Here is a 20,085-nt window from a genome sequence, read left to right as displayed (position 1 = left end):
ATTCACCTGCGGCCGTTGGTCGACCGTGACCCAGCTTAGGAACTCAAAAACACGACGAACAGGGGCGTAACGCTGCGTCATCGTTAAGTTTTTCTAAAGCGATGAACCTCCTGGTCATTGCCAAAAAAAACATTACAAAAATCATACAAAAATCGATTACGGATAATTCAAATCTTTCATTTAGCAAACATTCAAACCGGAATCAAAGAGGTCTCAACCAGGGATTACCACCGATAACCGCTTTCATCCATGCAGTCGCTTAACGGTCGGCGTACACTCGCTTCAAACCGGCAGAGCACGGGGTCACACCGGTATCGCACGGCGCGGTCCGGCGTTTATTGCACGGCTATCGGAGACAGGAGAACAACCAATGAGCTGGACTCGGGAACAGAGAAACGTCACTATCGCCGCCTATCTGGGCTGGACATTAGACGCATTCGATTTCTTTCTGATGGTTTTCGTTCTGAAAGACATCGCGGGGGAATTCGGCACGGATATCAAGTCCGTCGCTTTCGGGATCATGCTGACCCTGATGATGCGTCCGGTCGGCGCCTTGATCTTCGGCTGGCTCGCCGACAAATATGGCCGCCGCCCGACCTTGATGGTCAACATCGCCTGTTTCTCGCTACTTGAACTGCTGTCCGGTTTTTCGCCGAACCTGACCACCCTGCTCATCCTGCGCGCGCTGTTCGGTATCGCGATGGGCGGCGAATGGGGTGTCGGTGGCGCACTGACGATGGAAACCGTGCCGACCAAAGCGCGCGGCTTCGTCTCGGGTCTGCTGCAGGCCGGTTATCCGAGCGGCTATCTGCTCGCCTCGGTCGTGTTCGGTGTGTTCTATCAATACATCGGCTGGCGCGGCATGTTCTTCGTCGGCGTGCTGCCTGCGTTGCTCGTGCTGTACGTACGGGCGCACGTTCCTGAATCGCCGGCGTTCAAGACGCTCGAGAAGAAAGAGCATCCGGGCCTCGTCGCGACGCTGAAAAAGAACGTGACGCTGTCGCTGTATGCGATCGTCCTGATGACCGCGTTCAACTTCTTCTCGCACGGCTCACAGGATCTGTACCCGACCTTCCTGCGCATCCAGCATCAATTCGATGCGCACACGGTGTCGTGGATCACGATCACGCTGAACATCGGTGCGATGGTAGGCGGGCTGTTCTTCGGTTCGCTGTCGGAAAAGATCGGCCGCAAGCGCGCGATCTTCATCGCGGCATTGATCGCGTTGCCGGTGCTGCCGCTGTGGGCATTTTCGAGCACACCGTTCCTGCTCGCGGCCGGCGCGTTCCTGATGCAGATCTCGGTGCAAGGCGCATGGGGTGTGATTCCGGTGCACCTGAACGAAATCTCGCCGGACGAGATTCGCGCCACGTTCCCGGGTCTCGTCTACCAGCTCGGCAACCTGATCGCATCGGTCAACGGGCCGCTGCAGGCGGGGTTCGCCGAAGCGCACGGCAACAACTACGCGACAGTCATGGCAACCGTGATCGGTATCGTGGCGGTCGCGATCGCCGTGCTGATTTTGTTCAGTCGTGAACGACGCGGCATAGATATGACACAATCGGCGGAACAGGTCGCGGCCGTCAGTTGATCGCGACCCACGCTATGACCCGGCAAACCGTCTAACGGCGTGTCGGGCACGAATACGACGGCAGGCATGACCTGCCGGAGATGGCTACCAGTATTGCAGTACGAGGCCGTTCCGATTCCTGTCGGAACGGCCTTTTTTGTCTGCGTCCGCATGGGCGCATCACGGCAACGATTGCATTTTTAGAGGGGTCTATCCACACACAATGCTTGCTCGCTTCACCCTATCCTTCTTATCCTGAAAAAAACAGCTGTTTCAAATACGTATTTGAATCGCTCGTTTGCGGCCGGGCGACCGGCATTGGGAGACGCAACATGGTAGTTCGCACACTGAGCCGGCCCGCCGGCGATACGAAGTCACGCATCCTCGACGCTGCTGAAGCGCTCTTTGTCGAGTGCGGCTACGAAGCAATGTCGTTGCGGCAGATCACCTCGCGTGCCGAGGTCAATCTCGCAGCGGTCAACTATCACTTCGGCAACAAGGAAGCACTGATACACGCGATGCTGTCGCGGCGCCTCGATCGTCTGAACGAAGAGCGTTTAAAGCTGCTCGAGCGTTTCGATGCGCTGCTTGGCACCCGTCTCACCTGCGAGCACGTGCTCGGCGCGATGTTCATTCCGGCATTGCGTCTGTCACGCGAACCGCGCGTAGGCGGCAAGGCGTTCTTGCGGTTGCTTGGCCGTGCGTACACCGACCCGTCATCGTTCATCCGCGATTTTCTCGGAGCACATTACGCGTCGGTGGCGGAGCGCTTCTTCGAGGCGTTCCAGCGCGCGCTGCCGCATCTGCCGCGCGAAGAACTCGGCTGGCGTCTGCATTTCGCCATCGGTGCGCTATCGGGCGTGCTGGCCGGCACGGACACCGACAGCCTGATCTCCGAGTTCTCGCAGGGTAAGGACATGAACGACCTGCAACTGATCGCGCGGCTGGCGTCGTTGATGGTCGCGGCGCTGAAGGCACCGCTGCCCGATTCGACGCAACTGGCGGTCTTTGCAGCCGTGCTTGGCGATGCATCCGACACCAGCGTGCCGGACGGCCCGGCAAGCGTCGCGTGTCCGATCTCGTCCCCAGCGGCCGTAAACCAGGTGCCCGTCGTCGAACGCAGCAGCGAGCCCGCGGTGAGTTTGTCCACGCAACAGGTCGCGCACGGCGCTGCCTGAGCGCGGGCTGCATGTAATAGCAGCAGTTAGAGCTGGCGTCCCTTCACCTTGATGACGCCGGCACCTGACTGACGCGCGCAAGCCCGGCCACGGGATCGTCTGCCGCACGGACCGCGTGCCGGCGGTCCGGTCCAACATGCCCGACGGGTGCGGTGCACCCGTCAACGAACAACAACACGCGAGCTATCCGCTGTATCGCGTGGTGCGGGATACGCACGCCCGTAGAAATGAAAAGGAGGAGTCGACATGTCGTGGTTTATCGTTGCGCTCATCGTCGCTGGTGCGGCGCTCGTCTATCTTCGGGCCCGTGCGTCGTGGTGGCTGACGTTCATGATCGTCTGGGTCGCAGCCGCGCATCTGACCGGTGCCGCCGGCGGCTTCCTCACGACGCTGCTCACGATCGTCTTCGTCCTGCCTGCGCTCGTCCTCGCGATCAAACCGTTGCGGCGTGCGTGGCTGTCGAAGCGGGTGCTCGATATCTTCCGCAAGATTCTTCCCGAGATGTCGCCGACCGAACGCGACGCGATCGAAGCCGGCACGGTCTGGTGGGACGCCGCCCTCTTCTCCGGCCGGCCGCACTGGGACTCGCTGCTCGCACATGGCCCGGCCAAGCTGTCCGCCGAAGAGCAGTCGTTCCTCGATAACGAATGCCAGCAGCTGTGCGATCTCGCGAACGACTGGGAAACCACAGCCGTCTGGCAGGATCTGTCGCCGCAGGCGTGGCAGTACGTCAAGGACAAGGGCTTCCTCGGGATGATCATTCCGAAGCAGTACGGCGGTAAGCAGTTCTCCGCCTACGCGCATTCGCAGGTGATCATGAAACTCGCGACGCGCTGCTCGGCTGCCGCCGTCTCGGTGATGGTGCCGAACTCGCTCGGCCCGGCCGAACTGCTGATGCACTATGGCACCGACGAACAGAAAAACTACTACCTGCCGCGTCTTGCGCGCGGCGACGAGATCCCCTGCTTTGCGCTGACCAATCCGTATGCGGGCTCCGACGCCGCTGCGATTCCCGATCTGGGCATCGTGTGTAAAGGCACATTCGAAGGCCGCGAAACGCTCGGTTTTCGTGTGACGTGGGACAAGCGCTACATCACGCTCGGTCCGATCGCAACGGTGCTGGGTCTCGCCTTCCGCGTGCACGATCCCGATCATCTGCTCGGTTCCGTCGATGAACCAGGTATCACCTGTGCGCTGATTCCGACGCGCCACCCTGGTGTGAATATCGGTCGACGCCACTGGCCGCTGAACGCGGTGTTCCAGAACGGCCCGAACTCGGGCAAGGACGTGTTCATTCCGCTCGACTGGGTGATCGGCGGACGTGAGCAAGTCGGCAACGGCTGGCGCATGTTGATGGAATGTCTCGCTGCGGGCCGTGCGATTTCGCTGCCGTCGTCGAATGTGGGCATGGCGAAGATCGCCGTGCGCGGCACCGGCGCGTATGCAGCCGTGCGGCGCCAGTTCCGCACCGCGGTCGGCAAGTTCGAAGGCGTGCAGGAAGCGCTCGGCCGCATGGGCGGCAACCTGTATGTGATGGATGCAGCGCGGCGCCTCTCCGCACACGCCGTCGATCTCGGCGAAAAGCCGTCTGTCATCTCGGCCATCGCCAAGTACCACATCACCGAACGCGCCCGCAAAGTCATCAACGACGGCATGGACGTCGCCGCCGGCAAGGGCATCTGCATGGGCCCGTCGAATTTTCTCGCGCGTGCCTACCAGCAGGTGCCGATCGCGATCACCGTGGAAGGCGCGAACATCCTGACGCGCTGTCTGATCATCTTCGGTCAGGGTGCGATTCGCTGCCACCCGTACGTGCTGAAAGAGATGACCGCAACGCGCGAGGCCGATCACGCGAAAGCCCTCGTCGATTTCGACGAAGCGTTTTTCGGCCATGTGAACTTCACGCTGTCGAACGTCGTGCGCAGTTTCGTCGACGGTGTGACAGGCGGTGCGTTGATCGCGAAACCGCAGCAGGCCTATGCGCCGCTCGTCCACTACTATCGCGCGGCAAGCCGGATATCGACGGCATTCGCGTTGCTCGCTGATGTGTCGATGTTCGTACTCGGCGGCGATCTGAAGCGTCGCGAACGGATCTCGGGACGGCTCGGCGATGTGCTGTCGCAGCTCTATCTGATCTCCGCGACGCTCAAGCGTTTCGAAGACGAAGGTCGCCAGGAAGCGGACCTGCCGCTCGTGCGCTGGGGCGTGGAAGACTCGCTGTACCAGGCGCAGCAGGCACTCGACGGCGTGCTCGCGAATTATCCGAATCGCGCGGCCGCGGCCTTCGTGCGCATCTGTGCGTTCCCGTTCGGCATGCGGCATCGCGCGCCGTCCGATAGTCTCGGCACCGCGATCGCCGAATTGATGCAGACGCCCAGCGCCGCACGCGAGCGGCTTGTCTCCGACTCCTACGTGCCGCATGTGGACGTCGATCCGCTCGGCTACGGCGAATTGATCTTCGCGTTGAACCCGCGCGTGACGGAGATCGACCAGAAGCTGCGCGATGCCGTCAAACGCGGCCTGATCCCACCGATGCCGCAAAGTCTCCCCGATCTCGGCGACTGGACCGAAACCGTCTTGCAGCGTGGCCTGATCGATGCCGACGAGCGCAAGGTGCTCAACGACTATGCGCGCTACGGCGCGGAAGTCGTGAAGGTCGACGACTTCGATCAGGATTTCGGCCTGCTTGGCGATCTCCAACGCCGCAAGGAAGCGCTCGACAAGGCGATGCAACTTGCCGCCTGACTCACGCACCGTGCACACTGACGTCATTGAGCCTCGCCAGCGGAGCCGCGGACGATGAATGATTCTTACCTGAAGTTCGTCAACTCGCCGCTCGGCGGACGCGTCGCGCGTTCGCTCGGGCTGCCGAAACCCGAAGTGTTGCGACGCTATCGCGCCGACGCTCCAGAGTTCGACGGGTTGATTGCGATCGGCGCGGGCCGCGCGTCGCAACTGCTCGACGCGCTCGCCGACGTGGTGAAGAGCACCGGCCTGACGAGCGTCGCGCATGAGAGCGCGGGGCTGTGGATCGCGCTCGCGAACCGCCACGGCCTGATGACCGGCCGCTTCGAGCCGACCGAACCCGGCGCGCATGCACGCGTCGCGGCGCTCGTCTTCGATGCAAGCGGCATCGAAGACAGCACCGGGCTCGATGCGCTGTATGCGTTCTTTCACGACACACTGCGCTCGCTCGGCAAATGCGGCCGGATCGTCGTGCTGGGACGCACGCCCGAAACCTGCGACACGCCGCGCCAGTGGACCGCGCAGCGTGCACTGGAAGGACTCGTGCGTTCGCTCGGCAAGGAAGCGCGGCGCGGTATCACGTCGAACCTGATCTATGTGGCACCGCACGCCGAACATCAACTCGAAGGCACGTTGCGTTTCTTTCTGTCGGCGCGTTCTGCTTATGTGTCGGGCCAGGTGGTGCGGATCGATGCAGGTAGTGGCGATGTCGGCGCAGTGGGCGATGCGATTGATTGGGCGCAGCCACTGGCAGGACGCCGCGCAGTCGTCACCGGTGCCGCACGCGGCATCGGCGCGGCGATCGCCGGTGTGCTCGCCGCGCAAGGCGCGCAGGTGGTCGGCATCGACATCCCTTCCGCACACGATGCGCTCGTCGACACCATGCGACCGCTTGCGGGCACCGCGCTTTCGTTCGATATCGCCGCCGCCGATGCGCCCGCGCAGATCGCCGCGGCACTCGGCGAAACAGGCGTCGACATCTTCGTCCACAACGCCGGCATCACGAAGGACAAGACCATTGCGAAGATGAGCGAGATCGGCTGGCACAACGTGATCGACATCAATCTGAGCGCGCAGGAACGCATCGACGATGCGTTGCTGGCAGCAGGTACCCTGCGCGACGGCGGGCGTATCGTCTGCGTGTCGTCGATCAGCGGCATTGCCGGCAATCTCGGGCAGACCAACTATGCGGCGTCGAAAGCCGGCGTGATCGGTCGCGTGCAAAGCATGGCGCCGCAACTGCGCGCCCGGCGCATCACGATCAACGCGGTCGCACCCGGTTTCATCGAAACGCAGATGACCGCGAAGATTCCGCTCGCGATCCGCGAAGCCGGCCGGCGCATGAACTCGATGAGCCAGGGCGGTCTGCCGGTCGACGTCGCGCAGACCATCGCGTGGCTTGCGCAACCTGCTTCGGCGGGCGTGACCGGACAGATCGTCCGGGTGTGCGGGCAAAGCCTGCTCGGAGCCTGACGATGAGCGAACCGACCGGCGACCCGGCACGCGTGAAGACGATCGTCGTCGAGCGTCTGCCCGCGCCGGCACAACGTTATGCGCGTGCGCTCTCCGGTATTTTCAAGCGCGGCCGCGCGACGCAACTGCCGCCGCAGCGCCTCGTGCGCCCCGCTGTCCCGCTCGATGCCGCCGATATCGATCGTTATGCGCGCGTCTGCGGCTTCATTCCGGAACACGGTGTGCCGCTCACCTATCCACATCTGCTCGCGTTCCCGCTGCATCTGCAGATGCTGACCGATCCCGCTTTCCCGTGGCCCGCACTCGGGCTCGTGCATCTCGCGAACACCGTGCGTCTGCGCCGGCCGCTCGCCATCGGCGATACCTTGCGTGTCGAAGTCGAATACGGTGCGCTGCTGAAGCACGACAAGGGGCAAGCGTTTGTTCTGCATTCAAGGCTGTACCGGCGCGGCGAAGCCGTGTGGGACGGCGACAGCGTGTACCTGAAACGCGGCATTCCCGCACGTGGCGCAGCGCTCGCACCGCTCGAGATCGAGCGCGAGGCATTGGCGCGCCAGGCGCGCTGGCAGTTGCACGCGCAACTAGGCCGCGACTATGCGCGCGCCTCGGGCGACTACAACCCGATCCATCTCGGCGCCCTGTCAGCGAAGGCGTTCGGTTTTCCGCGCGCAATCGCGCATGGCATGTGGTCACTGGCGCGCGCCGCCGCCGCGTTGCAACCGGCCAAACCGCTCGCTGAAGCGTCGCTGAGCGCCGAATTCAAGCTGCCGATGCTGCTGCCCGGCGAGGCAACACTCTGGAGCGCAGCGCCTTCGCTCGTCGAGCGCGAGTTCGAAGCGCGCGACAAGACCGGCGAGAAACCGCATCTGCGCGGACGCTTTGAATGGGTGCTGCAATGAACAACGCCGCTCGTAGCAGGCAATCTATGTCCGTCGAAATACGCCATATGACGGGTAGCGCATCGTGCGCCGCTCATCCGTGCATCGTCATCCGCTAACCGGGAACCACCTTAAGGAGCCCAAGCATGTCCCACCCGCTTCCCGCCGTGCGGCGCGTCGCTATCGTCGGCGGCAACCGGATTCCGTTCGCGCGCTCGAACACCGCGTACGCAACCGCATCGAATCAGGACATGTTGACGTTCACGCTGCAAGGTCTGATCGATCGCTACAACCTGCACGGAGAACGGCTCGGCGAAGTCGCGGCCGGCGCCGTGATCAAGCATTCGCGCGACTTCAACCTGACGCGCGAAGCCGTCCTGTCCACGACGCTCGCGAAAGAAACGCCCGCCTACGACGTGCAGCAAGCTTGCGGCACCGGGCTCGAAGCTGCGATCCTGGTCGCCAACAAGATCGCGCTCGGACAGATCGACGTCGGTATCGCAGGCGGCGTGGACACGACCTCCGATGCACCGATCGGCGTCAACGAACGGATGCGCAAGATCCTGCTCGAAGCGAATCGCGGCAAGAGCACGGGCCAGCGCATCGGTGCGCTGTCGAAACTGCGCCCCGGCATGCTGTTCAAACCGCAACTGCCGCGCAATGGCGAGCCGCGCACGGGTCTGTCGATGGGCGAGCATTGCGAACTGATGGCCAAGCGCTGGAACATCTCGCGCGAAGCTCAGGACGTGCTCGCCTACGACAGTCATCGCAAGCTCACTGAGGCGTACACGCGCGGCTTCCTGAACGACCTGATGACACCGTACCGTGGTCTGGCGCGCGACAACAATCTGCGCAGCGACCTCACGCTCGAAAAACTCGCTGGCCTCAAGCCGGCGTTCGATCGCGACGCGGGCACGATGACCGCCGGCAATTCGACGCCGCTCACCGATGGGGCTTCAGCGGTGTTGCTCGCCAGCGAAGAATGGGCAGCTGCGCACGGCCTGCCGGTGCTCGCCTATTTCAGCTGGTCGGAGACCGCAGCCGTCGACTTCTTCGACAAGAAAGAAGGCCTGCTGATGGCGCCGGCCTACGCGGTACCGCGCATGCTCGCGCGCGCCGGACTCACGCTGCAGGACTTCGATCTATACGAGATTCACGAAGCATTTGCCGCGCAGGTGCTGTGCACGCTCGAAGCGTGGCAGGACGAGGAATACTGTCGCACTACGCTCGGCCTGCCCGGCCCGCTCGGGTCGATCGACCGCACGAAGCTGAATGTGAACGGCGGTTCGCTTGCGACCGGTCACCCGTTTGCGGCAACCGGCGGACGGATCGTCGGCGGCCTTGCGAAAATGCTGTCGCAACTCGACAAGCCAGCCGGCACTGCGCGCGGTCTGATTTCGATCTGCGCAGCAGGAGGCCAGGGGGTCGTCGCGATTCTCGAACGTTAGGTTTAGTGTTTGCAGCTGCGGCCATCCGTACCGGCAGAGTACGGCCGCGCTGCTTAGTCAGGCCATGCAGGAACATAAGGGAGACAACCGATGAACCAGCCCACGCAATTGCAACCCGGCGCACCCGCGGCCACGCAGCCCGGTGAAGGCGCCGCGCAATCCGCACCTCAACCCGCGCCGAACACCGACGGCATCTGGTACGCGTCGTACCCGGCCGACGTGCCGCGCGATATCGACGTCGACCAGTACGAATCGATCCCGCAGTTCTTCGACGAATGCATCGAGCAGTTCCGCGAGCGCGTCGCTTTCGTGAGCGTCGGCGCGAGCCTGACGTACGGCGAACTGGGGCGCAAGGCGAACGCGTTCGCGGCCTACCTGCAAAGCATCGGCGTGAAGCCCGGCGACCGCGTCGCGATCATGCTGCCGAATACCTTCCAGTACCCGGTCGCGCTGTTCGGCACGCTGAAGGCAGGCGCAATTGTCGTCAACGTGAACCCGCTCTACACGGTACGCGAACTCTCGCACCAGTTGAAGGACAGCGGCGCACAGACCATCATCGTGTTCGAGACGTTCGCGAAGACCGTCGAGGATTCACTGGCGGGCACACGCGTGCAGAACGTGATCGTCACGGCGCTCGGCGATCTGCTTTCGGATGGATTGAATCTCAAGGGACGTGCGCTGAATTTCGTGCTGAAACACGTCAAGAAGATGGTGCCTGCGTACCGGATACCGCAGGCAGTCAGACTGCTCGACGCGCTTGCCATCGGCTACAAACGACCGCTCGTTGCAGTGCGCCCGACCCACGCCGACATCGCGTTCCTGCAATACACCGGCGGCACGACCGGCGTCGCGAAAGGTGCCATGCTGACGCACCGGAACATCATCGCGAACCTGCTGCAAGCGAAGGTGTGGTCCGCCGGCCAACTGAGTGGCGAGATCGAAACGGTCCTGACACCGCTGCCGCTGTATCACATCTACTCATTGACGGTGAACGCGCTGATCTTTCTCGGGCTCGGCGGCAGGAACATCCTGATCGCCAATCCGCGCGACACGAAACGCGTGATGATGATCATCCGCCACGAGAAATTCACCGGCATCACCGCGATCAACACGTTGTACAACGCGTTTCTCGACAACGAGGAATTCCGCAAGCGCGACTTCTCCGATCTTAAACTCGCGATGGCAGGTGGCATGGCCACACAGAAGGCCGTCGCCGATCGTTTTAAGGCCGTGACCGGCAAGCCGATCGTCGAAGGGTACGGGTTGACCGAGTGCTCGCCGATCGTCTCGATGAACCCCGTCGACCTGAAAAACATGCGTGATTTCGAAGGCTCGGTCGGTTTGCCCGCGCCGTCTACCCAGGTGCGCTTTCGCAAGGAAGATGGCAGCTGGGCAGGTATCGGCGAGCCGGGTGAACTGTGCGTGCTAGGGCCGCAGGTGATGAAGGGCTACTGGAACCGCCCCGACGAAACCGACAAGGTGCTCGACGAAGCAGGCTGGCTCGCGACCGGCGACATCGGTGTGATGGACACGCGCGGCTTTATCCGTTTGATCGATCGCAAGAAGGACATGATCCTGGTGTCGGGTTTCAACGTCTATCCGAACGAGATCGAAGACGTGATCGCGATGCATCCGGATGTGCGCGAAGTTGCCGCGATCGGCATCCCCGATGTCGCGCAGGGCGAACGCATCAAGGTGTTCGTCGTCTCGCGCAATCCGTCGCTTACTGCCGAACAGCTCATCCAGCATTGCCGCAAAAACCTGACCGGCTACAAGGTGCCGAAAGTGGTCGAGTTTCGCGACGAGCTGCCGCAAACCAACGTCGGCAAGATCCTGCGACGCGCGCTGCGCGACGAGGAAATTGCCAAACAAAACGCTGCCTGATTTTCTACGATTCCGGAGAACGCGTAATGACGCACCCTTTGCTTTCGATACCCCGCCGCACCCGTATCCTCACGCAATTGTTCGCCTGTATCGCCATCGGCTGTGCGGCCGGCGGCGTGAGCGCGCAAACGAGTGCCCCTGCACCCGCAGAAAACACGACAGTCAGCGCGCCCAGCACGCCGGCCGCGCAGGTCGGCAAGCTGCCGGTCGAGCAGCAGGTGCAATGGCTGCAACGGGCAGCGCAAAGTGGCACGCTCGAAAAACTCGACGACACGCAACTCGTGTCGCTGTTCCAATCGCTCGATCCGCTTACGGTGCCGGCCTATATTCACGCGGGCCCGAACGGCTATCCGTCGTATGAGTTCACGATGTCGCGCACGGAGCGGATTCGCGGCAACTGGCCCGACAAACCCGACCATATGCTCGTGCGGGTCGCGCACGACCCGTTGCGCGTCTACGCAAAGTGGCTGCCCGACGGCGCGCACTCGGGCCAGGAAATCATTTATGACGAGTCGAAGCGCACCGACGAAATGTATGGCCATCTTGGCGGCCTGCTGAACGTCATGCCGCTGTGGACGTCGATCACCGGCTCGCTCGCGCGCGCGCAATCGAACCACACGGTGCGCGATCTCGGCACCGAATACATCGTCAACCAGTACCTGACCGAGGGCAAGAAATACGCGGAAGCCGGTCTCATCAAGCCGAACCAGACCGAGGTGAAGACGATCGACGGTGTGCGCGTGGTCGCATTCACGTGGGATACGCCGACTGGCCGGCCCGCGTTCTATGCGAAGAAGGAAACACTGGGGCTCGATTTGCGGCACCCGTGGTTCCGTACCGTCGAGTCGTACGATAACGACGGCAAGATCTTCGAGAAGATCATCATCGAATCGATCGAGCCGAAGACGTTCGATGACTCGACGTTCGATCCGAAGAATCCGGCGTATAAGTTTTAGTGTGTGAGGTTTGCAACGACGCGGGTTATGCGCGGGTCGTTGCGGACACGATCGTGAAAACGGCGAGCTGAGTGTGCTCGCCGTTTTGTTTTAGTGTTTGCTGCGAGACGCGGTGTGAACGGCTCGCCAGTTGTGCGAGGACGAAACTGTCGGAGGCACGTACAACACCGACAAGCGAGCCACCTGTGCCTGCAAGATGCGAAGTCAGCACGGTGTGCCACAACGCGCCGATGTCGTCGCCGACCTCAACCGTTGTCATGCTCACACGCGCTGCATGCTGGGCGAATGCGCGGCCACGTGCGAAGTTCAGGTCCACCACCGCCAGCGTGCCAGGCGTATCGGCAACGCGCGCGGATGCAGGCCACATGTAACCCGCAGTGGCTGCAAGCCACGCACTGGTAGCAACAAAAGTACGTCGATCCAACGCCTCACTCCTCTGCGTGTGAAATCCGCTTACTTATGTATAACCGCGCCGGTCCCGCCACGCACGTGGCCAGATCCCCTGCTTGCCCGGCGACAGGATGCCGGCCGGATCGAGTGCGTCCTTGATCGTCTCCGACAGCTTGAGCAGCGCGCCATCGTTGAAGCTGTATTGCGCGGCGGCATAGTCCATGTACGCCAGATGCGCGCGATATTCGCCGTACCCGGCTGCATGTGCGTCGCTCATCAGTGCGCGAAGTAGATCACCTGCGCTCTCGGTTTGACGTTGATCGTTGCGATTGAAGATCGCCGCGAACACATGATGCAGATGCCGCACACCCGCAGTGAAGCCGCCGTAGTAGTCGAAGCCGTATTCGGCGGCACGTGCCTTCGTCATCGTGTACTGGCGCATCGCGTCGCGGCCGGTTGCCGGACACAGCGGCGAGAAGTCGACGTGCGCGCCTGCGCCACCGCGCCAGTCGAGCATGCGGAACGCGCTCATCGCAGGAATGCCGGAGAGATTGCGATCGCTGCCGCCCGCTGGCTGCGCATCGCCCGCATATTTCGCCGATGAAAAAACCGCCCCCGGTATGCGCGAAAACGCGCGCTCAATGCGCCTGTGCCGTACGTCGATAAGTTCAGGCTCGCCATAGATCGCGTAATGCAGATTCCAGCGGCCGACGTGCAACGCATCGAGCATCGCATCGATTGCGCGCTCGGGCATCGGTCCGTCGCCGTCGTACCATTGCGTGCGTGTCGACAGACCCGCGGCCCGACGCAGACCGCCTTCGATCACCGCCTGGTTGCGGATCGTTTCGTCGAGGCGCAGCGGCCGCAGAATCTCGACGATCGCTTCGAGATCCTCTTCGCGACGAAACTGGATCTCGCCGAGCAGCCACGCCGGCGGCGCCGGCATCAACCACACACCCATCTTCGTGACGACGCCGTAATTCGATTGCATAAACATCGCATCGAACGACGGACCGTAGCCCGCCTTGTACAGCTGCCACGCCGAGCCGGGCCCCTCGCCCATACCGAGCGCGCCCATGCCGGTGCGCACCACCGTGCCGTCGGCCAGCACGATCTCCATGCCGCACTGCTGTGCCGCGTGATCGCCATACGACGTGTAGCCGAAACCACGCTCGAGCGTGTTGCCGATCACGCTGCCCCAGCCCGCCGCGGGTGGATCGACCCAGAGCTTGTGACCGTGTTCACGCAAATAGGTATGCAGATCGAAATAGCTGACACCCGGTTCGACGAGCGCATACGCGAGCGTGTCGTCGACCTCGATGATGCGGTTCATGCGTTGTAGATCGAGTACCACCGATCCTGCGAGACGCGGCGCCGCACCGCCGTAGGCGAGATTGCGACCGGTCGATACGGTCCATAGCGGAATGCGGTATTCGCTGGCAATACGCAGGATGGCGCGAATCTCGTCGACACCAGCCGGCAGCACCGCCGCCGACGCCGCGCCCGACGCAGCCTGGCCGGGCGCAAACGGATCGAGATACGCGACGAGCCCCGCCGCCGCCGACACCACGTTCGCCGCGCCGACCACTGTTGACCATTGCGCGATCGCGCGGTCGAAGGTGGCGGCGGACACACCGGGTGGCAGCACACGCATCAAGGGGCCCGCCTCACGGGTTTCAGTTGCGCTCAGTAGCCGCCCGTTCCACCGCTGCTGCTCGAGCTGCTACCGCCCGACGACCCCATATCGCTACATCCACTCGTTGCCAGCGACGCCAGCGCAAGCGCCAGGATTACGAATACAGCCGACAACATCCTCTGGGTTTTCATGTTCGTCTCCGGATTTAAGGGAGCGGCGCCGTACGCGGATCGTCCGGCACCCTCCTGGTCAGGTCGCAGGCAGTATGCGCAACGCCCTGCGCGGCGCTGCCGCGACGTTGCCCTGCGCTACCCTGTGGACTTAACGGACGCGGACGCGACTTTATTCCGCACTTTGCGCGCTTTCCGTCGATCCGGCACGCGCCGCGCCGGAAATTCGCCGGTCACCCGGCTGTCACGCCCGATTCATGCGCAACGGCCAGACCATCATGAGATTGGTAACTCAACGTTACATAAGGAATTTTGGAGATGCTTCCGCGCCGACAAGCCGTTATAGTGGTCGAAAGTTTGCCGCCAGGCGCGCACTACGCCCACAAGGGGTAGAATCGCGGCGAACAACCGTTTCTCCAACCTGACTTATCCATGCCTTCCGCAGAATCGCATCCGCAAAACGACTTTATGAACGCAGCGCGCAAAGAACGAAAGCGCGTGGAGATTTACCTCGTCAACGGCATTCGCCTGACCGGGTGTATCGAGTCGTTCGATCAGTATCTGGTGATGCTGCGCACGCCCGTGGGGCTGCAAGGCATTTATAAGCGCGCCATCTCGACGATCCAGCTCGATACCGGCACGCGGCCGGGCCCTCGTACCCCGCGCCCGTCGCACGGCGAGCACACCACGCGGGGCCCACACGGCTCGCGCGAACCCCGCGAACCGCGTGGCGAACCGAGAGAACATCGGGAACCGCGTGAATCGTATGGCTCCCATTCGCCGGCCGAGCGCTCCGAACGGAGCACGTCTGACACGCCAGTTGTCGTCACCCGGCGCCGCAGGCTGTTCGGCACGAGCGGTGGTGACGGCAATAACGGCAACGGTAATGGCAACAGCGGCAACGGCGGCGCCACCGAATAGCCTGTAACGCGAGACGGCCGCTATTCCGCCGTCTCGCTACCCAGCCGCTGCAAAATCCGCTCGATCCGCAAGTCCTGCTGGTGCGTCAGCGCGAAACCACATTGCACGGCAAGTAGACGCCGGCGCCAGTAGCTGGCGTTCAGCGCGCGGATCATCGGTTGGCGCGTGGCCCACTCCAGATGTTCCAGCTCCGCCTCCACTACGTGCAACGCATGCACGCGTCGCGCCTGCCCTGGCCTCTTCGTCTCCATGAGTGTGCCGTCCCGTTTGTGTGCTGACGCGATGGCCGGCCCATACCGCCATCGCCGCGACACTCGAAAGACGAAATTATGCGGATTGATTTTTAGGATATCCGTGGCATCCTGTGGCACGGCGTGGTGGCACGCGAATTCGTTAAGAAAACGCTTACCGCCGTCGATGCAATACGACCGTGCGAAATCGTGATCCGCACGCTGCCTTGCTAGCGGGCAGCCGTATGCGCCAGGTTGACCTGCGCTATCCTGAGCGCTGGCATTTTCAAACGGAGCACGCCATGGCGACCTCCCGCCCCAATGCGCCCAGCCCTGCCGAAAGCGCAGATGAGCGACTCGATGAGGCTCTTGACGAAACCTTCCCGGCCAGCGATCCGATCGCAGTCGATCCGACTGAACCGCGTCGTACGAACCGGCCCGATCAGCGGCCGGATCCGAAGCCGCACAAATCGTCTTGAGCGGGCCATCCCGCTTTCTATCCGCTTGTCGCCAGTCTCTGCACGGACGCGTGCAGAACCCCTGAAAAACAAAACCCCGCGCGGCGCACCGGGCGGGGTCTGGTTCATGCGGGTTGGATCCGTGCTGTCAGCGGCGTTAGGTCCGCTGTTCCGACGAAGCGATCAGTTCGTCGGCAAGCCGTTTTCCAGTTGACGCTGCAGCTCGCGCACCTGACGCTGGGCTGCCCGCAGTTGCTCCTGCGCACTCGCCCGTTGCTGCGCCAGCGCGACGGCCTGCGCCTGATTGGCACGCTGCTGATCGGAAACGATCGATTGCTGCTGACGCGCCACGTTGAGATCCGACTGCAGCCGGCTAGCGCGGTCTTGCGACAGCGCGATCATGCGCTCGGTGAACGCTTTCTGCGCTTCGAGCCGGGTGCGGCGAAGTTCGACGTCAGACAATTGCAAGGTTTGACGGACGAAGTCCTTGTAGATCATTTCGGCGCGGGTCTCATCCGAGGTCTTGATAACGCGCCAGAAATTTTTCTGCTGGAACAGCGCGACGTAATACGTCATTTCCTTGCCGTAGAACAGCAGGCTCGCCCCATAGGTCCCGTTGTAGGTCGTGCGGAGTTCGCTGAGATCCGAACCGCGGATCATCTGCTGCAACTCGGCGACGTTGCCGGCGGCGGATTCCTGCGCTTCGGCGGGTGTCAGCGCGGGCGACGCTTGCGCTGCCGTAGCGCCCGATTGCAGCGGCGCAGTGGACGGCAACGCCGTGTTGACGGACGGCTGGGAAACGACCGCGGCGGCGTTGGATGCGCCGTCGGGAAGGGTCTGGGCCCCTATGCTTTGCACGCCGGCCAGCGCCACGAACGCGGCCAACGCGAGGTGTCGAAGTGTCGACTTATGGTCCATGTGATTCCTGCTGAAAACAGTCTTTGTTTTATTACAGCCGACGCATTATTACTCACTTTCGCGAGTTTCGGGCTCTTCGTCAAAAATTTGGTACTTACGCATTTTCTCCCAGAGCACCTTGCGGCTGATACCGAGATGCTGCGCTGTATCCTGCCGGCGCCAGCCGTTCGCATCGAGCGCGGCGATCACGCGGTTGCGCTCCGCCATGTCCCATTTACTGCGATCGACGAGTACTTCCGCGGCGATTTCGGCGGGCACCGGTTGCGTGCTGCGCGCGAGCGCGAGTAGCCGTTGCAGCCGTGCCGCATCCCATGCACCGATCTGCCGGACCGTGACGCCGATACGCTCGGCGAGATTGCGCAATTCGCGCACATTGCCGGGGAAGTAGGTATCGGCGACTGCGTCGGCGAGCCAGTACGGAATGTCGGGCAGTTCAGCAAGCCGCTCGACACCGACCACCGATGCGATGAAGGCCTTGAAGATCGCGATCTTGTCGACGGCGCCCCGCTCTTCCAGCGAGGGAATTTTCAGCTCGATCACTGCGAGCCGGTAGTACAGGTCGGCGCGGAAGGTGCCGTCCTTGACGAGTTGCGGGAGATGTCGATTGGTTGCTGCTACGAGCCGGAAATCGAGCTTTACAGGTGCGGCCGAGCCGATACGCGTTACCGCGCTGTCTTCGAGTACGCGCAGCAGTTTTACCTGCTGATAGAGAGGGAGATCGCCGATTTCGTCGAGGAACAGCGTGCCGCCGTCTGCCTGTTCGAAATAACCTTTGTGGGCGACGACCGCGCCTGTGAACGAACCCTTCGAGTGGCCGAAGAATAGCGATTCGAAGAGGCCGTCGGGGATTGCGCCGCAGTTCACCGCGACGAATGGGCCTAGCCCGTAGCGTGAATGCTTTTCGTGCAGTAACTGTGCGATGCGTTCCTTGCCTACGCCGGTTTCGCCGTGGACCAGCACGCTCGTATCGCAGTCGGCGAAGGTGTCGACTTCGTGCAGTAGCGCCTGCATGCATTCCGAGTTCGCCACTAGCGCGCTCGACTCCAGCGTCTGCGCGCTGTGTGCGCGCAACTGCAGGACGAGCTTCGAGATCATGCCGCGCAGTTCGGCGCAGGTGAAATCTAGTGGTAGTACGTGCGAGTACTCCGAGGGGTACATCGACGGATCGTGATCGCGTGGTGCGGCGCCGACCCACACGACCGGCATGCCGTGGGCTGCTTGCCAGTCGCGCAGGATCAACGCACCGCTGTCGATCACAGAGACGCTGATGATCGCTAGCGACGGACGTACCGCGGTTCTTTCAGGCGAGATCGCTATGTCGTCGGCGCGGATCACCTCGACGTCGAAACTCGCCATGCAGCGCGCGACCCGGTCGACGATGTCGGCCTTGCCTTCCCAGACGTAGAGGTCGAGTTCTTCGAGTTTGGTGGAGGTTCTCATCGAAATGGTTGCTAGTTGACCAGCTGCGGGACGCCGCACATCAGCGACATATTGTGAACCGTGGCGGTGCCGATCTGAATACCGAGTAACGACAACGTCGGGACGAGGACGGTGTCGAGCAAACCGAAAACCGGTTGGAGCACAGGTCCCAAAAGACCTGCGACGCCAGAAAGAATCGCCGACAGAAGCGACGACAGATCGGTAGATCCGAGCAGAACAACCTGCAATGCGTTAGGCAACTGCGCGAGCAGTTGCGTAGTGAGCACCGAGCCATCGGTGCCCACCGCGTTGGAATTGGCGCTCTGAATCGAGTCGAAGCTGCCGGACGCACCGGTGAAGGTTAGCGGCGTCGTGCCGGGTCCGATAGTCAGATTAATAGGGTTTAGCGCAACGCTGGCAATGACTGTGCTGATGCCCAGTATCACCGTTGAAATGGACGCCACGTTGATCTGCCCGGTACAAGTCGAATTCCCGCTCAGGCAGACGGTCGCAATGCTAGGCGTAACATTGATCACGGCATTGGTCTTCGCCTTGGTGTTTTCGCAATCGACCGACATCAAGGTCGCCGTCCCCTGCGCGGCAGTCAACGACAGTACGAGCGGTGTACTGAGGGCGGAGATCGACACAGATAGCAACGACCCTAGCCCCAACGTCAATGGCGTCTTGGAAAATAACACCGGCAACAAGGTCACGTTGGCGTTGACCACGGCGGTTCGGGCCTGCGTACGTGGCGTGGCGACACCGTTGAGTTTGTAAGTGCCGCCCTCGCCCACCGCCAGCACTGGCGGATGGATGACCTGCAGAGAAACGCCTGCCACACCAGCAAGACCTGCCGACACGTTGATCACGGGGCCCGGTGTGCCATTCGGGCCAGTCTGCGCAATTTGCGCGGCGACCATCAAGGCGTCGAGCACATTGACGGTTGCAGTCGCGGCGGAACTCGCATTGGCGAGCCCGAGTGCGAGTAGACCAGGCGCCGATGTGCCGCCATCACCGATGGCAATGTTCTGTCCGCCGGGGATGGCAACCCCAAGCGCGCCAAGAAGCGTTGCGTCGATCGTATCGCCGCCCACCGTCAAAGCCTTGACCATCGCCGCCACGAAGTCCTGATAAGTGACCGTCGTGGCGAGCAGCCCCTGCATTGTCGAGGCGTTCAGCGCCACCATCAGGTTCTGGAGTGAGATTTGCGCGGCCGCGAGACTTTGCGTGTCGCCCACGCTGAGCGAGACCTTCGTACCCAACAAACCGCCAAGGATTGCGTTCAGCAACGCCGATTGCTGCGTGTTGATCGTGGCAATGCCGGTGCCGAGCGAAAACGCATCGATATTGGTCGCTCGCGCCGTTGCCGTGGCGCTTATCGTTCGTTTAGGTCCGAGAAAGAAATAAGGTACCTGCTGCGTCACCAGAACTTGTGCCGCGTTGAGCGGATTGCCGGTAGTCCCGAAGTAAGGCGTTGCAGTGCTATCCCAGCGCCCGCAGTTGGTCGTAAGTGTTTTAGTCGGATTAGCGGGTCCATCCACGGTGAAGCCGTTGGCCTGCGCGTTCGCCAGTGCCGACGCCCCCGCCGCCGCACAGCCACCCGAACTGCCGATCGTCTCTGCCGCAGCGGTAGCCGCAAGATCGGCCGTGCGCTGCAAAGCCCGGCGCGCGTAAAAAGTGTTACCGACGTCGATGGCTCCGAGCGCTGCGATCGCGACGCCAACCCAGATCGCTGCCACAACGGCCACGGCGCCCCGTTGCCGATTCAGCATCGCGTTGCGTGTGCGTTGTGGTTGCTTGCAGGTAGCCAT

The 20,085-nt window shown here is 62.4% G+C and carries 17 protein-coding genes; 10 read left to right on the top strand and 7 right to left on the bottom strand.

Annotation, left to right across the window (positions count from 1 at the left end; genetic code table 11):
- The first annotated feature begins 370 nt into the window (after positions 1–370).
- The 8 genes from M0D65_RS23510 to M0D65_RS23475 all read left to right on the top strand — a co-directional run bounded on the left by M0D65_RS23510 (position 371) and on the right by M0D65_RS23475 (position 12,132).
- Positions 371–1,591: an MFS transporter gene (locus M0D65_RS23510; RefSeq protein WP_266254792.1), complete on the top strand. Its 1,221-nt coding sequence runs from the start codon at positions 371–373 to the stop codon at positions 1,589–1,591.
- Between the two features lie 311 nt (positions 1,592–1,902).
- Entirely contained in the window at positions 1,903–2,748 is an 846-nt protein-coding gene (locus M0D65_RS23505) for a TetR/AcrR family transcriptional regulator (RefSeq protein ID WP_245811635.1), read from the top strand.
- Between the two features lie 246 nt (positions 2,749–2,994).
- Entirely contained in the window at positions 2,995–5,493 is a 2,499-nt protein-coding gene (locus M0D65_RS23500; protein ID WP_266254791.1) for an acyl-CoA dehydrogenase, read from the top strand.
- 54 nt (positions 5,494–5,547) lie between these two features.
- On the top strand, positions 5,548–6,966 hold the full coding sequence (locus M0D65_RS23495; protein ID WP_266254790.1) for a 3-oxoacyl-ACP reductase: 1,419 nt from the start codon (positions 5,548–5,550) through the stop codon (positions 6,964–6,966).
- Between the two features lie 2 nt (positions 6,967–6,968).
- A complete protein-coding gene (locus M0D65_RS23490) occupies positions 6,969–7,865 on the top strand; it encodes a MaoC/PaaZ C-terminal domain-containing protein (protein WP_266254789.1) in 897 nt (298 codons plus the stop codon).
- A gap of 125 nt (positions 7,866–7,990) precedes the next feature.
- On the top strand, positions 7,991–9,292 hold the full coding sequence (locus tag M0D65_RS23485) for an acetyl-CoA C-acetyltransferase (RefSeq protein WP_266254788.1): 1,302 nt from the start codon (positions 7,991–7,993) through the stop codon (positions 9,290–9,292).
- Positions 9,293–9,382: 90 nt separating this feature from the next.
- Entirely contained in the window at positions 9,383–11,176 is a 1,794-nt protein-coding gene (locus M0D65_RS23480) for an AMP-binding protein (RefSeq protein WP_266254787.1), read from the top strand.
- A gap of 26 nt (positions 11,177–11,202) precedes the next feature.
- Entirely contained in the window at positions 11,203–12,132 is a 930-nt protein-coding gene (locus M0D65_RS23475) for a DUF1571 domain-containing protein (protein ID WP_091016160.1), read from the top strand.
- A gap of 25 nt (positions 12,133–12,157) precedes the next feature.
- Here M0D65_RS23475 and M0D65_RS23470 read toward each other — a convergent pair whose 3' ends face one another.
- From M0D65_RS23470 to M0D65_RS23460, 3 genes are read right to left on the bottom strand one after another with little or no spacing between them, the layout of a single operon-like run.
- A complete protein-coding gene (locus tag M0D65_RS23470; protein WP_266254786.1) occupies positions 12,158–12,556 on the bottom strand; it encodes a hypothetical protein in 399 nt (132 codons plus the stop codon).
- 33 nt (positions 12,557–12,589) lie between these two features.
- Entirely contained in the window at positions 12,590–14,179 is a 1,590-nt protein-coding gene (locus M0D65_RS23465; protein WP_266254785.1) for an FAD-dependent oxidoreductase, read from the bottom strand.
- A gap of 29 nt (positions 14,180–14,208) precedes the next feature.
- Positions 14,209–14,349: a hypothetical protein gene (locus M0D65_RS23460; protein WP_170275808.1), complete on the bottom strand. Its 141-nt coding sequence runs from the start codon at positions 14,347–14,349 to the stop codon at positions 14,209–14,211.
- Positions 14,350–14,760: 411 nt separating this feature from the next.
- On the opposite strand from M0D65_RS23460, the gene hfq reads away from it, so the two are divergent.
- Entirely contained in the window at positions 14,761–15,249 is a 489-nt protein-coding gene (gene hfq, locus M0D65_RS23455; protein ID WP_091016145.1) for an RNA chaperone Hfq, read from the top strand.
- Positions 15,250–15,269: 20 nt separating this feature from the next.
- On the opposite strand, the gene M0D65_RS23450 is transcribed toward hfq, so the two are convergent.
- Positions 15,270–15,500 carry a hypothetical protein gene (locus M0D65_RS23450; RefSeq protein WP_096718978.1) on the bottom strand — a complete coding sequence of 77 codons (231 nt, stop codon included), beginning with the start codon at positions 15,498–15,500 and terminating at the stop codon, positions 15,270–15,272.
- 281 nt (positions 15,501–15,781) lie between these two features.
- Between M0D65_RS23450 and M0D65_RS23445 the strand changes: the two genes are divergently transcribed.
- Positions 15,782–15,958: a hypothetical protein gene (locus M0D65_RS23445; protein ID WP_266254784.1), complete on the top strand. Its 177-nt coding sequence runs from the start codon at positions 15,782–15,784 to the stop codon at positions 15,956–15,958.
- A gap of 162 nt (positions 15,959–16,120) precedes the next feature.
- On the opposite strand, the gene M0D65_RS23440 is transcribed toward M0D65_RS23445, so the two are convergent.
- Genes M0D65_RS23440 through M0D65_RS23430 form a run of 3 tightly spaced genes read right to left on the bottom strand, consistent with a single transcriptional unit; the run spans position 16,121 to position 20,085 of the window.
- Positions 16,121–16,855: a DUF2968 domain-containing protein gene (locus M0D65_RS23440; protein ID WP_091016140.1), complete on the bottom strand. Its 735-nt coding sequence runs from the start codon at positions 16,853–16,855 to the stop codon at positions 16,121–16,123.
- A gap of 48 nt (positions 16,856–16,903) precedes the next feature.
- On the bottom strand, positions 16,904–18,295 hold the full coding sequence (locus M0D65_RS23435) for a sigma 54-interacting transcriptional regulator (RefSeq protein ID WP_091016138.1): 1,392 nt from the start codon (positions 18,293–18,295) through the stop codon (positions 16,904–16,906).
- A gap of 11 nt (positions 18,296–18,306) precedes the next feature.
- On the bottom strand, positions 18,307–20,085 hold the full coding sequence (locus M0D65_RS23430; protein ID WP_266254783.1) for a TadG family pilus assembly protein: 1,779 nt from the start codon (positions 20,083–20,085) through the stop codon (positions 18,307–18,309).

The sequence above is a fragment of the Paraburkholderia sp. CHISQ3 genome, assembly GCF_030464945.1.
Classification (GTDB): domain Bacteria; phylum Pseudomonadota; class Gammaproteobacteria; order Burkholderiales; family Burkholderiaceae; genus Paraburkholderia; species Paraburkholderia megapolitana.
This window is presented reverse-complemented; position numbering and strand designations above follow the sequence as displayed.